At 64.3% G+C, this 14,515-nt stretch carries 11 protein-coding genes; 9 read left to right on the top strand and 2 right to left on the bottom strand.

Annotated features, from left to right (window positions below; all coding sequences use genetic code 11):
- The first annotated feature begins 65 nt into the window (after nt 1-65).
- The 7 genes from BLQ92_RS18020 (at nt 66) to BLQ92_RS18050 (ending at nt 9,854) form a co-directional block, all read left to right on the top strand.
- Nucleotides 66-1,454 (top strand): undecaprenyl-phosphate glucose phosphotransferase, encoded by a 1,389-nt coding sequence (locus tag BLQ92_RS18020; protein ID WP_090685887.1) that lies wholly within the window; start codon nt 66-68, stop codon nt 1,452-1,454.
- 94 nt (nt 1,455-1,548) lie between these two features.
- Complete coding sequence (locus BLQ92_RS18025) at nt 1,549-2,646, top strand: polysaccharide biosynthesis/export family protein (RefSeq protein ID WP_090685888.1); 1,098 nt, start codon at nt 1,549-1,551, stop codon at nt 2,644-2,646.
- 83 nt (nt 2,647-2,729) lie between these two features.
- Entirely contained in the window at nt 2,730-4,961 is a 2,232-nt protein-coding gene (locus tag BLQ92_RS18030) for a polysaccharide biosynthesis tyrosine autokinase (RefSeq protein WP_090685889.1), read from the top strand.
- A gap of 141 nt (nt 4,962-5,102) precedes the next feature.
- Nucleotides 5,103-6,221, top strand: a complete 1,119-nt coding sequence (gmd, locus tag BLQ92_RS18035) for a GDP-mannose 4,6-dehydratase (protein WP_090685890.1) — start codon at nt 5,103-5,105, stop codon at nt 6,219-6,221.
- A gap of 65 nt (nt 6,222-6,286) precedes the next feature.
- Complete coding sequence (locus tag BLQ92_RS18040) at nt 6,287-7,243, top strand: GDP-L-fucose synthase family protein (RefSeq protein ID WP_090685891.1); 957 nt, start codon at nt 6,287-6,289, stop codon at nt 7,241-7,243.
- A 1-nt stretch (nt 7,244) separates the two neighbouring features.
- Entirely contained in the window at nt 7,245-8,390 is a 1,146-nt protein-coding gene (locus tag BLQ92_RS18045; RefSeq protein ID WP_090685892.1) for a glycosyltransferase family 4 protein, read from the top strand.
- Nucleotides 8,391-8,495: 105 nt separating this feature from the next.
- Nucleotides 8,496-9,854, top strand: a complete 1,359-nt coding sequence (locus BLQ92_RS18050) for a glycosyltransferase WbuB (protein ID WP_090685893.1) — start codon at nt 8,496-8,498, stop codon at nt 9,852-9,854.
- 25 nt (nt 9,855-9,879) lie between these two features.
- Here the strand turns inward: BLQ92_RS18050 and BLQ92_RS18055 are convergent, their stop codons facing one another.
- Nucleotides 9,880-10,392: a hypothetical protein gene (locus BLQ92_RS18055; RefSeq protein WP_090685894.1), complete on the bottom strand. Its 513-nt coding sequence runs from the start codon at nt 10,390-10,392 to the stop codon at nt 9,880-9,882.
- Nucleotides 10,393-10,670: 278 nt separating this feature from the next.
- Between BLQ92_RS18055 and BLQ92_RS18060 the strand changes: the two genes are divergently transcribed.
- A complete protein-coding gene (locus tag BLQ92_RS18060; RefSeq protein WP_090685993.1) occupies nt 10,671-11,300 on the top strand; it encodes a DapH/DapD/GlmU-related protein in 630 nt (209 codons plus the stop codon).
- 280 nt (nt 11,301-11,580) lie between these two features.
- Nucleotides 11,581-13,329: a GMC oxidoreductase gene (locus tag BLQ92_RS18065; RefSeq protein ID WP_090685895.1), complete on the top strand. Its 1,749-nt coding sequence runs from the start codon at nt 11,581-11,583 to the stop codon at nt 13,327-13,329.
- Here BLQ92_RS18065 and BLQ92_RS18070 read toward each other — a convergent pair.
- On the bottom strand, nt 13,267-14,484 hold the full coding sequence (locus tag BLQ92_RS18070) for a glycosyltransferase (RefSeq protein WP_090685896.1): 1,218 nt from the start codon (nt 14,482-14,484) through the stop codon (nt 13,267-13,269). The genes BLQ92_RS18065 and BLQ92_RS18070 overlap by 63 nt on opposite strands.
- Nucleotides 14,485-14,515: the final 31 nt, after the last annotated feature.

Raw genomic sequence — 14,515 nt, forward strand, 5'->3', positions numbered from 1 at the left:
CACGAGCAGTTAGCAAAACCTAGTGGGCAAAAACCGTTTCAATGCAGTTGGGTGGGGAGAGAAAAATGATCAAGCCTGAAGCATTGGCCGCGCGCCTCGTGGATGTCGTGCTGGTCGTTTCGGGCGCGGCTATCGCGTCCCATATACGCTTCGACGAAATCGGGCAGAGCAGCTTCTATTACGCCTTCGTCGCGTTCTCGGCGGCGTTTGCACTCGCGCTTTTTCCCGCCTTCGGTGTTTATGAATCGTGGCGCGGCCGCTCGAAGATAGGTCTGGTGGGGCAGGTGTCGCTGGCCTGGCTGACCGTGCAGACCTGTGCGCTGGTGCTGATGTTTACCTTGCACCGCAGCGACTTCGTCTCGCGCCTGTGGTTTGCCTACTGGACCGGTACAACCGGGGCGCTGTTGATCTTCTCGCGTGTGGCCGTGCATCGTGTGCTGGCCCGGGTGCGCCTCGCCGGTATGAATTTGCGCCAGGTGGCGGTGGTGGGGCGCGGCGCGCATGCGGCGGCGCTGGTGCGCAAGATCGACGGCTGCACCGCAGCAGGCTTTCGTACCGCGGCGGTGTTCGACGTGGCGCACGACACGCCCGTGCTCAGCGCCGTGATTCCTTCAGTGCCGTCCTTCGACGACTTGCACAGCTTTGCCGACTACATCCGCGCCCAGGACGTGCACGAATTGTGGCTGGCGCTGCCGCTCTCGGAAGAGCACACCATTCACGAGTGCGTGAAAGAGCTGCGCGACGACCTCGTCAACATCCGCTTCATGCCCGACCTGCGCAGCGTGGCGATGTTCGAGAGCACGATGATCGACCTGCTCGGCGTGCCGGCCATCAACCTGGTGGCCTCGCCGCTGTCACAGACCTCGCAGTTGCAAAAGGAAATGTTCGACCGCCTGTTTGCAGCTGTCGCGCTGATCTCGCTCGCGCCCTTGCTGCTGACGATCGCGATTGCGGTCAAACTGTCCTCGCGCGGGCCCGTGCTGTTCAAGCAGAAACGCAAGGGCGCGGATGGCCGCGTCTTCACCATCTACAAGTTCCGCTCGATGCGCCTGCATACCGAGACGCCCGGCTCGCTCGCCCAGGCGACGCGCCACGACGCCCGCATTACCCGGGTCGGCGCGTTCCTGCGCCGCACCAGTCTCGACGAGCTTCCCCAATTCTTCAACGTGCTACGCGGCGATATGTCGGTCGTCGGGCCGCGCCCGCACGCGCTCGAGCACGACGATCTGTACCAGAAGGTAGTGGCGGGCTATATCCAGCGCTACCGGATCAAACCGGGCATTACCGGCTGGGCGCAGATCAACGGCTTTCGCGGCGAGACCGACAAGATCGAAAAAATGGAGCGGCGTGTGGAGCATGACCTGTATTACCTCGGCAACTGGTCCTTTGCGTTGGACATGCGCATCATCGCAGCAACAATCGTCAAGGGCCTGGTGCATAACAACGCTTATTGACGCAGTGAGGGAGACTAACATGTGTCGAATAACAAAAGCAGTGTATAGGGCCGTTCTGGTGCACACGGCAGTTCAGCGTGCGCGCGTGCTTGGCATGATGGCGGCGTTTGCAGTCTTGACGGCGTGTTCGGTTGTGCCTGGCCAGCGTATGGTTCAACCGCCAACCCTGCCGGTTAGCAATACTGACGATGGCAAGGCCACTGGGGCCGAACAGATTCCGATCACCGATATTACGCTGGCGACCGTCCAGCAGGAGCAGCAGACCATGGTGAGCGGCGACGGAAACGATCTGGCGCCGCTATTCGCCGAGTCGGGCCCGTACAAGATCGGCCCCGGCGACGTGTTGCAGATCACGGTGTGGGACCACCCGGAACTGGCCGCCGCACAGGGCCAGCCGGTTGCGCCCACGCGTCCATCGGATGCGGCGTTGGGCTTTCTGGTCGACCATGAAGGCAACCTGCAGTTTCCGTATGTCGGCACGCTGCACGTGGCCGGCGACAGTGCCGAGCAGGTGCAGCGCAAGATCACAGCCGATCTCGGCAAGGTCATGGTGAAGCCGCAGGTCACGGTGCGCGTCGCCTCTTACCGCGCCTCGCAGATCTATATCGACGGCGAAGTGCGCGCGCCGGGCTCGCAGTCCATCAACGACATCCCGATGACCTTGACCGAGGCGATTAACCGGGCGGGCGGCTTTGCGCCGAGCGCGGATCAAGGCCATGTGGTGATCGTGCGCGGCGACAAGACCTATTACGTCAATGTCGCGCAGATGCTGCACAACAACCAGAACCCCTCGAGGATCGTGCTGCAGAACGGCGATCTGCTGCGTATCGAGGCGCGTGAAGACTACGGCGTCTACGTGATGGGCGAAGTCAACAAGCCGGCGACGGTGCTGCCGATGAAGAACGGCAAGCTTTCGCTCGGCGAGGCGATCTCGCAGGCGGGCAGCCTGAATAACACCACGGCCGACGCGAAGGAACTCTATGTGATTCGTGGCGGCCCCGGCCTCAAGCCGCAGGTCTGGCATCTCGATGCCACTTCGCCGGTCTCCATGCTGCTCGCGAACCAGTTCGAGCTGCAGCCGAAAGATGTGGTGTATGTGGACGCGGGCGGGCTGGTGCGCTTTAACCGTGTGCTGAACCTGTTGTTGCCGTTGGTCAATGCAGGATTGACCGCGGCGATCGTTACGAAGTAAGCCGATGCCGGGAACGTTGGGGAATGACGGACCCGGCGCCGTGCGCCGATTCAACGCAATTGTTGTGCGGGATTGATGACACCATGGCTACTAATTTCGAAAACCGATATGTCGATGTCCAGAGCAGTGACGAACTACGCCTGTCGGACTACCTGGCGGTGATCTCGCAGCATTGGCGGATGATCCTCGTGGTCACGCTGTCGGCCTTGCTGATCGGCACCCTGGTGGCATTCGTGCAGACCCCGGTGTACCGTGCCGACGCCATGATCCAGGTGGAAGACACCGCCAACGATGGCAACGGCAACGCCAACGGCAACAAGGACGCGCTGCAGACGATGGCGTCGATCTTCGACACCAAGGCGGTGACTTCGGCGCAGATCGAGTTGATCCGCTCGCGCCTCGTGCTGGACGAGACGGTGCGCAAGCTGCATCTGGACATTACTGCCGTGCCGCGCCATTTCCCGCTGATCGGCAATCTGCTGGCGCGCTGGCGCGGCGGCGACGGCCTCGCCGCGCCGCTGTTCGAGATGCCGCAGTACGCATGGGGCGGCGAGCAGATCGCCGTGACGCTGTTCGATACGCCGAAGGAAATGTACGGCAAGCCGTTCGTGCTGACCGTGCAGCCCGACGACTCCTTTGCGGTGACCGACGAGAAGGGCGCCGAGGTGTTGCGCGCGCGGGCCGGGCAACTGGCGGTCGGCACCACCTCGCAGGGGCCGGTGCGTCTGCAGGTCGATCAGTTGACCGCCCGTCCGGGTACGCAGTTCGAACTGGCGCGCGCCTCGACGCTCGATACGGTGAACAAGCTGCAAAAGGAACTCAACGTGGTTGAGACGAGCGTGCAGTCCGGCATCATCGCCGTGACGCTCGAAGGCGGCAATAGCGAGCTGACGGCGGCGGTCGTCAACAGCATCGCCCGCCAGTACGTGCAGCAGGATATCGACCGCAAGTCGGCCGAGGCGGAGCACACGCTCGCCTTTCTCGACCAGCAGTTGCCGCAACTGCGTACCGAGCTCGACCAGGCCGAGCAGCGTTACAACACCTTCCGCAACAAGCAGGGCACGGTCGACCTGAGCGAGGAAAGCCGTCTGCTGCTGCAGCAGATCGTGGAGAACAAGACCAAGCTGGTGGACCTGCAGCAACAACGCGCCGAACTGGCGACACGCTTTACCGCCGCTCACCCCGCGGTTGCCGCGCTCGACGCGCAGATCGCCCAGTTGCAGGCGGTGCAGGGCGGACTGACGCATAACGTCTCGACCCTGCCGGACACCGAGCAGACCGCGCTGCGGATGTTGCGCGACGTGCGCGTCGATACCGAGCTTTACACAAACCTGCTCAACAGCGCGCAGCAGTTGCGCATCATCAAGGCGGGCCAGGTAGGTAGCGTGCGCGTGGTCGACTACGCCGAACCGGCCGACGACCCGGTGCGGCCGCAACGCTTGCTGCTGATCCTGATCAGCGGTGGTCTCGGCCTCGTGCTCGGCATCCTCGCGGCGTTCACACGCAAGACGCTCTATGGCGGCGTGCAGAACACCACGGAAATCGAGGCGCTGCTGGGCGTGCCGGTCTGCGCGGTGGTGCCGCGCAGCAACCTGCAGCTGCGCGTGCAACGTAACGTCGGCCTGCGCCGCGCGGGTGTGCATGTGCTGGCCGCCCAGGCGCCGGACGACGTCGCCGTAGAGGGCGTGCGCAGCCTGCGCACCACGTTGCAATACGCGCTGGTGTCGGCGCGCAATAACGTGGTGATGCTAACCGGCTCGCGGCCGGATGCGGGCAAGTCGTTCATGTCGGTCAATCTCTCGGCGCTGGTGGCGTCGGCCCACAAGCGCGTGCTGCTGATCGACGGCGACATGCGGCGCGGCGATATCCACAAGCACTTCGGCCTGCCGCATACGCCAGGGCTTGCCGATGTGCTGAACGGCGCGGACCTGCAGGAGTGCGTCCTGCGCGACGTGCTGCCCGGCCTCGACGTGCTGACCAAAGGCGGCCTGCCAGGCAATCCGTCCGAACTGCTGATGAGCGACCGCTTCCGCACGCTGCTCGAACACTTCTCGCGCGTCTACGACCTCGTGATCGTCGATACGCCGCCGGTGCTGGCGGTGACCGACGCCGCGCTGATCGGCAAGCACGCGGGCACCACGCTGATGGTGGTGCGGCACGGCCGCCACCCGGCGATGGAAATCTCCGAAGCGCTCAAGCGTCTTGTCAATGCGGGCGTCAACCTGCATGGCGTGCTGCTCACCGACGTGCCGCCACCGAAGCTCAACCTGGGCGGCTACACCGGCTACTACGGCTACGAAAGCCGCGCGGATTGAGTGGCTGCCGGCAGCGCGCAGTAAAGCAACACAGCGCAGTGAAGCAGGATCGCGAAGGACAGCAAGACCGTTTTCTACGCACGTGCGGAGGACCGCCGCACGCGCAGCACTGCAGTCAAACGCTTCGACGAGGGGAACACAATGGATCGCAAGGTCGCTTTGATAACCGGTGTAACAGGGCAGGACGGGTCATATCTCGCCGATCTGCTGCTTGCCAAGGGCTACGAAGTGCACGGCATCAAAAGGCGCACGTCGCTCTTCAATACCGACCGGATCGATCACCTGTGCTGCGATCCGCACGTGGCCGACCGGCACTTCTTCCTGCACCACGGCGATCTGACCGATTCGTCGAGCATCGTGCGCATCATTCAGCGCGTGCAGCCCGACGAAATCTACAACCTGGCGGCGCAAAGCCACGTGGCGGTCTCGTTCGAGGAACCCGAGTACACCGCCAATGCGGACGGCCTCGGCACGCTGCGGATTCTCGAAGCCATGCGCATTCTCGGGCTGGAGAAGAAGACCCGTTTCTATCAGGCGTCTACCTCCGAGCTGTATGGGCTCGTCCAGGAAGTGCCGCAGAAAGAGACCACGCCGTTCTATCCGCGCAGCCCGTATGCGGTCGCGAAGCTGTACGCCTACTGGATCACCGTCAACTACCGCGAAGCGTACGGCATGTACGCCTGCAACGGCATTCTCTTCAACCACGAATCGCCGGTGCGCGGCGAAACCTTCGTGACGCGCAAGATCACCCGTGCTCTCGCACGGATCGCGGTGGGCCTGCAGGACGATATGTACCTCGGCAATCTGTCCGCGCTGCGCGACTGGGGTCACGCGCGCGACTACGTCGAGATGCAGTGGATGATGCTGCAACAGGACGAGCCGGAAGACTTCGTGATCGCCACCGGCCAGCAGTTCAGCGTGCGCGAGTTCGTCCAGGCTGCGGCCGCCGAACTTGGCGTGACGGTGCGCTTCGAAGGCGAGGGCGTCGATGAAGTGGGCGTGGTCGACAAGGTGGAAGGCAAGGAAACCCGGCTCTCGCGTGGCGACGTCGTGGTGCGCGTCGATCCGCGCTACTTCCGGCCCACCGAAGTGCAGACCTTGCTCGGCGATCCTTCCAAGGCGCACGCCAAGCTCGGCTGGAAGCCGGCGACGCCGTTCCTGGCACTGGTCAAGGAAATGGTGCGAGCCGACTACCAGATTGCACGCCGCGATGCGCTGGTGACACTGGCCGGTTTCAAGGCGCTCGAACATCACGAATGAGCTCACGCCCAACCTCACACCCAACGTCACGGATAGCGTCACGGATCAATTCAAGGGAAACGGCTATGGACAAGAGCGCGCGCATCTTCGTCGCCGGCCATCGGGGTATGGTCGGCTCGGCACTGGTCCGCCGGCTGCAGGCGGACGGTTATACGGACATCCTGACAAGAACCCATGCCGAACTGGATCTGCTCGACCAGGCGGCAGTGCAGCGCTTTTTTGCCACCGAGCATGTGGATGTGGTCCTGCTGGCCGCGGCCCGGGTGGGAGGGATTCTCGCCAACGCCACGCAGCCGGCGGACTTCATCTACCAGAACCTTGCGATTGAGACCAACGTCATTCACGCTGCGTATCAGGCCGGTGTGGTCCGCCTCGTGTTCTTCGGCTCGTCGTGCATTTACCCGAAGGCCTGCGCCCAGCCGATCGAGGAGGAGTACCTGCTGAGCTCCGCGCTCGAAGCCACCAACGAGCCGTATGCGATCGCCAAGATTGCCGGCCTCAAGCTATGCGAGGCCTATAACCGTCAGTATGGCACCCGCTTCGTCGCGTTGATGCCGACCAACCTGTACGGCCCGAACGACAACTACGACCTGCGCAATAGCCACGTGCTGCCGGCGCTGATCCGCAAGGCGCACGAAGCGAAGCTGCACGGCGATCATGTGCTGACCGTGTGGGGCACCGGCACGCCACGCCGCGAATTCCTGCATGTGGACGATCTGGCCGCTGCCACCGTGTTCGTGCTCGAACGCGAGGTGGCCGATGGCCTGTTGAATGTGGGCGTGGGCGACGATCTGTCGATCCGCGAAGTAGCCGAGCGGGTTGCCGAGACGGTCGGCTTCGACGGCCAGATCGTGTTCGACACCTCGAAGCCGGACGGCACCCCACGCAAGCTGCTCGACGTGTCGCGTCTGGCGCGAATGGGCTGGCAGGCGCACATCGGTTTGCGCGAAGGCATCGAAGCGACCTATCGCGACTTCGTGGCGCGCTTCGGCGCGGCTACGCTCTCCGAAGGGACGGTGTGAGATGGCTAACGGCACCGTCACGATCTTTCATAACGTGGTCTGGTCGCGCCACAAGGCCGTGGTATTTTCGGCGCTGCATGCGATCTCGGCGGCAAGCCCGATCAAATATTCGATCGTGCAGATCTCCGAGACCGAGCACTTCCGGCTCGGCTTTTCCGAGGTCGACTATTCGTACCACCGTTATCCGATGCGCACGCTGTTCCACGGCTGCTACGAGGACGTGCCGGCCTGGCGGATGATGTACCGCCTCACCATGGAAGTCCTGCGCACGCACGCCGATCTGGTGGTGCTGCCCGGCTACCATCGTCCGGAGTACTGGGCGATGCTGTTCGCCTGCATTGCGACCGGCAAGCGCCGCGCGGTGTTCTGCGATTCGACCGGCCGCGACCGGCCGCGCCGTCTGCTGACGTCGATTCCGAAGCGCGTGTTCTTCTCGCTATGCGACGGCTACTTCGGTTTCGGCGAGCGCAGCCGCGAATATCTGATGTCGCTCGGCGCCAAGCGCGAGCGCATCTTCGTGCCCTGCCAGGCGGCGGCGCTACCGTGGTCGTTCGTGCCGGAGCGCGCGCTCGACGAGCGTCTGCATGCGCGGCGTGCTCGGGATCCGGTGTTTCTGTTCGTGGGACGGCTCTCGCAGGAGAAGGGCATCGATGCGCTGCTCGAAGCGTTTGCCGCGATTCGCCGGCGGATTCCGCAGGCGAAGCTGCGCATTGTCGGCACCGGACCGCAGGGCGAACAGTTGCAGAACGACGTGAACGAGCGTGGCCTCGCCGACGCGGTGTGCTTCGTCGGCAGCCTGCAGGACGAAGGCCTGTCGCGCGAATACTTCGGCGCCTCGTGCCTCGTATTGCCTAGTTTCAGCGAGCCATGGGGGCTTGTCGTCAACGAGGCCTTGAACCACGGCTGTCCCGTGGTGGTGAGCGACAACTGCGGCTGCGTGCCGGAACTGGTGATCGACGGCGTGACCGGCTACGCGTTCCGCTCGGGCGACGGCGCGTCCTTGCATCGCACCATGTTGAAGGCGCTGGAGGCGTTTGCCGACACCGGCCAGACCGCTCGCGCGTGCATGGAGGTGATTCGCCGCTTCGATCCGCCGAATGCTGCTTCGAATATCGCCCGCGGTTGCGCCGTGATGCTTGCGGCCTAGCTTGATGACGAGGACGCTGGAACGCTTGATGTGGTGCTGGAAGGGTTGGACAGAGTGGCGTGCTGGCGCCGGCGCGCGCAGCACGGTGTGCTGATTGGGAGGGGTATGAAAATTCTACTTGTCGGGCTCAACTACGCGCCGGAGCTCACGGGGGTCGGCAAGTACAGCGCTGAGATGGCGGAAGCGCTGGTCGCCGACGGGCACGAAGTGCGCGTGGTGTGCGGACCGCCCTATTACCCGCAGTGGCGCATCGCGGCAGGTTTCAGCGCGTGGCGCTACCGGCGCGAGGCGCGCAACGGTGTGCAGCTGCAGCGGGTGCCCCTGTGGGTGCCGGCGAGACCTACTGGTTTGTCGCGCCTGCTGCATCTGGCGAGCTTTGCGCTTGCCTCGCTGCCGGCGCTGGCTGCGCAGCTCGCGTGGCGCCCCGAGGTGGTGATGAGCATCGCACCAAGCCTGATGAGCGCGCCCGGCGCCTGGCTCGTCGCGCGTCTTGCCGGGGCACACTCGTGGCTGCATATTCAGGACTACGAGGTGGATGCCGCGTTCGACCTCGGCCTCGTTCGGGGCACCCACGCCCGGCGTATGGCGCTGGCCATCGAGCGCCGGCTGCTGACCCGCTTCGACGTGGTGTCGAGCCTCTCGGCGAAGATGGTCGAGCGCGCCATCGCCAAGGGCGTCGATCCGCTCAAAACTTATTGCTTGCCCAACTGGGTGGACACGCGGGCCATCGTGCCGCTCGCGCATGCCCGCTACTACCGCAAGCTGCTCGGCCTCGACAAACGAGCTTTGCCGCAGACCGTGGTGCTGTATGCGGGCAATATGGGTTCGAAGCAGGGGCTGGAGATTCTGGCCGCCGCTGCAGCCGAACTCGCCGGACGGCCCGACATCAGTTTCGTCTTCTGCGGCAACGGGCCGGCGCGCGCGATGCTGGAGGCGCGTTGCGCCGGCTTGGCCAACTGCAGCTTCATGGCTCTGCAGCCTGCCCGTCAACTGAACCAGTTGCTCAACCTCGCCGACATTCACGTGCTGCCGCAGCGCGGTGGCGCCGCCGATCTCGTGATGCCCTCCAAGTTGAACGGCATGCTGGCGAGCGGCCGGGCCATCGTTGCGATGGCGTGCACCGGCACTGAACTGTATGAGGTGGTGGCGCCGCGTGGTGTGGTCGTGCCGCCGGAGAACGTGGACGCGCTGGTGGAGGCGATCGAGGCGTTGGCGGCCGATCCGCTGCGGCGCGCGGTATTGGGTGCCGCTGGGCGCGAATATGCCGAACGCAGCTTGTCGAGCGCGAGTGTGCTCGGCGACTTGAGCCGCAAGCTACGCGAGCTATGTGGTGAGGACAGTGCGGCAGTGCCCAGCAGCGGCAGTACCGGCGCCACGGGTACGAGTGATACCAGCGGTACGGCAGGCGGTTTAGCGCGCGAGAAACTGGCAGGAGCGCCGCTGGAGCCGACCCAGGTGGACTGAACGTAGTTGAGCGTAGTGCGGTGGCCTACCAGGGCATCTTGTAGATGTCGTGACGCGCGGCGCCGCTTGCGGTGCCGTTGCCATAGAGCTGCTGAGCCGCATTGACCGGCGTCTGCGTAAGCGCCGCTGTGCCGGTGCCACGCGCACCCACACCTGGTTTGCCGGCATTCGCGGCAGCGCCGATTGCCGGTCCGCCCGGCTGCGGCGTGCCCGGATTGGTGAGCATGTGTTCGACCGGCGTGACGCCACGGCCTTGCGGATTGGCCGCCGCTGCCGGGACATTTTGATCCTGGCGGTTGTCGGCGGTCTGGGCGCTATACACGTCGCCATACGCGGCCGGGCCGCCGAGCAGCAACGAGTCGCCCGTGCCAGCGTTGAGCGGGCCGCCGCCGTTGCCGGCGCGGTTCGCCGCGGCGGCCGCGCCTTCTGCTTCGGCAGCTGGGGCATCGCCGTAGGTGGCGAGTGCCTGGGCATGCGTGGCGCCACAAGCGAGGGTGAGAGAAAAGGAGAGCGCGATGCGCAGGGCAAGAGCATTCATGAGTGGGGGTGTCCTGGCTTGTCACGGAGTGGCGCACGCAATCGCGCTGCGTCATCCTAATGGTAGTGTCAACCGCATTGCGCCCCTTGGGAGATGCCAGTCGAAAGCCGACAAAGCCTGTGCGACTCAAGCCAATCGGCGCTAGCAAAAACGAAACCCGGGTGAGGACTGTGCACAATTTCTTACACGATGCTACAAGGCGAAAAAGCGCCTGACAGCGACAGTGGACGACTGCCCACGCAGAGGACAGCGGAATGCAAGTGGAGCGCAATATTCACATGAAACGCGACGAACTCGATGCAGCGCTGGAATGGCAAGCGGATGCCGCTACGGCGGCTTCGGCCACACCGCGCGTGATCGATCTGAGCCTTGCCGGCAAGGGCAATTATGTGCGGCGCGTGAGCCGCCTCACTGAGGCCGTCTGGTTCGTGATCGAGGCCTGTGTCATCAACAACAAGCTGGTGCCGTTCTCGGCGCTGCGCGTGGCGCTGTTGCGCCTGTTCGGCGCGAAGATCGGGCCGAACTGCCGCTTCGTGCATCCGCTGCGCGTGAAGGCGCCATGGAATCTCGAAGTCGGTGCGAACTGCTGGTTCGGCATCGACGCATGGATCTACAACCAGGCGCCGATCCGCATCGGCGCGAACGTGTGCATTTCGCAGGGCAGTTTGCTCACGGCCGGCTCGCACGACTACGCCACCAACATGGATCTGCATGTGGCGCCCATCGTGATCGAAGATGGCGTGTGGATCGCCTCGAAATGCGTGGTGCAGATGGGCGTGACGATCGGCCGCTCCGCGCTCGTCACGCCGCTCTCCGTGGTGCATCGTTCGCTGGAACCCGAGGGCGTATATGGCGGCAATCCCGCTCGCTTCATCAGGAAGCGCTTCGCGCAACAACGCGTGCCGTAATGCGCGATAGCGAACACCGCTATTCGCAGGACGCGTGAAAGATAGCTGGCAGTACTTGACGTATCCGGACCGGTTCAGCCCGGGCGACAGCAGACCGCCGCAAGCGGCATGTCGGAAAGCAGCGCAGATGAGCCTGAACATGTACTACGGGATGCCGTCGCGGGCCAGGCGCCGGTGTTGCAAGTATGTGAACCGGGACGGCTACGGCGAGGCTTGAGAACCGTGGGTGGCTGGCGTGAAGTGCCGGTAAGGCGGCTGCACAAGAATCACGGGAGCGGGGATGTTCATCGACAGCCGGGGTGTGGAAGAGCGGTCAGTCATCGAGACCACTGTTTGCATTATCGGGGCAGGCGTGGCCGGTATTACGTTCGCGCTCGAAATGGACAAGCTGGGCATCGATACCTGCCTGCTCGAGAGCGGCGGCTACAAGGCCGATGACGAAACTCGCGACCTGTATCGCGGCGAGAATGTCGGCATTCCCTATACGTTTGCGGATGGCAGCCGCAGCCGCTTTCTCGGCGGCAGCAGCAACTGCTGGGGCGGCTGGTGCCGCCCGCTCGATCCCTGGGATTTCGAAAAGCGCGACTGGGTCCAGGATAGCGGCTGGCCGTTCGGTCTCGAGGAACTCAAACCGTACTACGAACGCACCCATGGCCTGCTCATGCTCGGGCCGCAAAATTTCGATCCGGCCTACTGGGAAGCGGCAATCGGCCGTGCCGACGTGCGCCGCCACCCGCTGCCGAGCGGCAACGTGCGCGATACCATCTCGCAGTTCAGCCCGCCCGTGCGCTTCGGCAAGCTGTATCGCAGCGAATTGCTGAAGTCGCGCCACGTGCGCGTGTTTCTCAACGGCAATGCGCTCGATATCGAAACCGATGGCGAAGCGCAGAACGTCTCCCGCATCCAGGTCGGCACGCTGAGCGGCCGGCGTTTCGCTGTGGCCGCGAAGGTGTTCGTGCTGGCTACGGGCGGTATCGAAAACGCCCGGCTGCTGCTGGCCGCCAACAAGGTACAGGTAGCGGGGCTAGGCAATGGCCACGATCTCGTGGGCCGCTATTTCATGGATCATCCGCGCATCATGTCGGGCAGCATCGACTTCAACCCGGCATGGGCACGCAACAAGCTATACGACATCAAGTACCACTACCAGAACGATGCGGTGAAGGCGCACGGTCAGCATATCTCGTCACAGTTCGCACTGACTCAGGAGGTGCTCGAACGCGAGAAGCTGCTCAACGCGCGCGTATGGTTCTATTCGATGTTCTACGGCGAAAACACGGCTGGCGCCGAGGCCTTGATCCGCTGCAAGCAGGCTCTCCTGAAGAAAGACCAGCCCGGTTGGAGCCTGCGCCACGACCTCGTGACGATGGCCATGCATCCGGTCGAGGCGGGGTGCTTCGGCGCCGCCCGTCTGTTCCAGCCGCGCGCGCTGATCACCGACGTGAAGTTTCAGACCATCGTCGAAGCCGAACCCAATCGCGATAGCCGCGTGACCTTGTCGACGCAGCGCGACCGGCTTGGCATGAATCGCGTCAAGGTGGATTGGCAGTTGACCGAACTGGTCAAGCGCACCTTCGATCGCACCAATGCGCTGCTCGCCCAGGAGATGCAACTGGGCGGCGTGGCGAGCGTGACGCTCGATGCGCCGCTCGAAGGACGGGCTTGGCCCGGGCAACTGGAGGGTACCTGGCATCACATGGGCACTACCCGCATGCACGATTCGCCGCGTCACGGCGTGGTGGACCGCGATTGCAAGGTGCACGGCATTGCTAACCTGTATGTGGCCGGCAGTTCGGTCTTCCCGACGGTCGGCGCGAATTTCCCGACCATCACCATCGTGGCCCTGACCTTGCGGCTCGCCGAGCATATTGCGGCAGCGCTCAAGGGCCGCGACGGGGCGCAGCCGGCGAGCCTGGGTACGCTGACCCCGGCGCCGGCGGCCGGCGGCGAGCCGGTTGGGGAGAAACTACCGTTCGCGGCTGAGGTACGGCCGATGGGTGAGGACCTGCTGTTCCTCGCCAAGAAGTGAAGGGCGCCCCTGCTGCAGGACGCGCAGCAGATCGGCCGACATCGCCTCCACCGTGAAATGCTGCTCGAAGCAGTGCAGCGCTTGAGTACGCATTGCGGTCGCCGCCGCCGGGTCGAGCTGCAGCCAGCGCGTGAGATTGGCGAGCGTGCCTTCGACACTATCGGGCGCGGCGAAACCCGCGCCATCCGCTTCGACCTCGCGCCAGATATTCACCTTGTCGGAAATCAGCACGGGTAGCCCGCAGGCGAGCGCCTCGGCCACCGCAATGCCGAAGTTCTCCTGATGCGACGGCAGCACGAAGGCCTCGCTCGCGTAGAACGCCCCCCACTTTTCGTCGCCTTGCAGCATGCCGGTCCATGTGACGCGTTGCGCAATGCCCAGTTCGGCGACCAGCGCTTTCAGGGCCGGCGTCCACTCGCTATTGTCGGGGCCTGCCATCACGAGGTGCATCGACGTATCGAACTCGCAGAGCGCCGCAAATGCCTTTAACAGCAGATCGCAGCCTTTCTTCGGATGGATGCGGCCGAGAAACAGGAGCAGTCGCCTCTCGCGCAAGGCCGGATGTGCCGCATGGAACGCTGCGCGCAGATCGGTGGCGTCGGCGGCGGGCGGCCGGTTCGTGCCGAACGCCACGACCTCTTCGTTGGCACGATAAAGCCTGAACGATTCACGAGCGAGCCGGCGCTCGTCCTGCGCAGTAAAGAGCACCCGCGCCGCGTCGCGCAGCACCCGGTATTCGGCCCACGGCCAATAGAGACACTTCTTCAGATGCTTGAGCGGATAGGTGCGCTTGAACCAGGGATCGAGCATGCCGTGCGGAAACACGTAATACGGCACGCCGCTGTGCCGCAGCGCTTTCCACGTTGCATACCCGGGGTATTGCCAGAGGCCGTTGACGATCACCGCGTCGAATTCGGCGACGTGGGCCTGCAGCCACGGCGCGAGCTTTGGCGTGTAACCGTAGGAGCTGCGGGCGGGTCCGAGCGCATGCACGGGTAGCGGAAAGCTGGCGAGCCACGGCGCGGCTGGATCGTCGACGCTCACCACCTCGACCCGATGGCCGAGCGCGGTCATGCCGAGACCGCTTTGCCGCACGCATTCGGTGGGGCCGCCGGTGCGGGGATCGAGCGAAGGCAGCAGATGCAGTATCTTCATGGCGCGCTCATCAGGACATCAGCAGGACACT

This window comes from Paraburkholderia phenazinium, assembly GCF_900100735.1.
Classification (GTDB): Bacteria; Pseudomonadota; Gammaproteobacteria; order Burkholderiales; family Burkholderiaceae; genus Paraburkholderia; species Paraburkholderia phenazinia.

Bases quoted from the DNA above. Each gene is read 5' to 3' on its own strand.
- BLQ92_RS18020 (WP_090685887.1), top strand. From the start codon at position 66: ATGATCAAGCCTGAAGCATTGGCCGCGCGCCTCGTGGATGTCGTGCTG.
- BLQ92_RS18025 (WP_090685888.1), top strand. From the start codon at position 1,549: ATGATGGCGGCGTTTGCAGTCTTGACGGCGTGTTCGGTTGTGCCTGGC.
- BLQ92_RS18030 (WP_090685889.1), top strand. From the start codon at position 2,730: ATGGCTACTAATTTCGAAAACCGATATGTCGATGTCCAGAGCAGTGAC.
- gmd (WP_090685890.1), top strand. From the start codon at position 5,103: ATGGATCGCAAGGTCGCTTTGATAACCGGTGTAACAGGGCAGGACGGG.
- BLQ92_RS18040 (WP_090685891.1), top strand. From the start codon at position 6,287: ATGGACAAGAGCGCGCGCATCTTCGTCGCCGGCCATCGGGGTATGGTC.
- BLQ92_RS18045 (WP_090685892.1), top strand. From the start codon at position 7,245: ATGGCTAACGGCACCGTCACGATCTTTCATAACGTGGTCTGGTCGCGC.
- BLQ92_RS18050 (WP_090685893.1), top strand. From the start codon at position 8,496: ATGAAAATTCTACTTGTCGGGCTCAACTACGCGCCGGAGCTCACGGGG.
- BLQ92_RS18055 (WP_090685894.1), bottom strand. From the start codon at position 10,392: ATGAATGCTCTTGCCCTGCGCATCGCGCTCTCCTTTTCTCTCACCCTC.
- BLQ92_RS18060 (WP_090685993.1), top strand. From the start codon at position 10,671: ATGAAACGCGACGAACTCGATGCAGCGCTGGAATGGCAAGCGGATGCC.
- BLQ92_RS18065 (WP_090685895.1), top strand. From the start codon at position 11,581: ATGTTCATCGACAGCCGGGGTGTGGAAGAGCGGTCAGTCATCGAGACC.
- BLQ92_RS18070 (WP_090685896.1), bottom strand. From the start codon at position 14,484: ATGAAGATACTGCATCTGCTGCCTTCGCTCGATCCCCGCACCGGCGGC.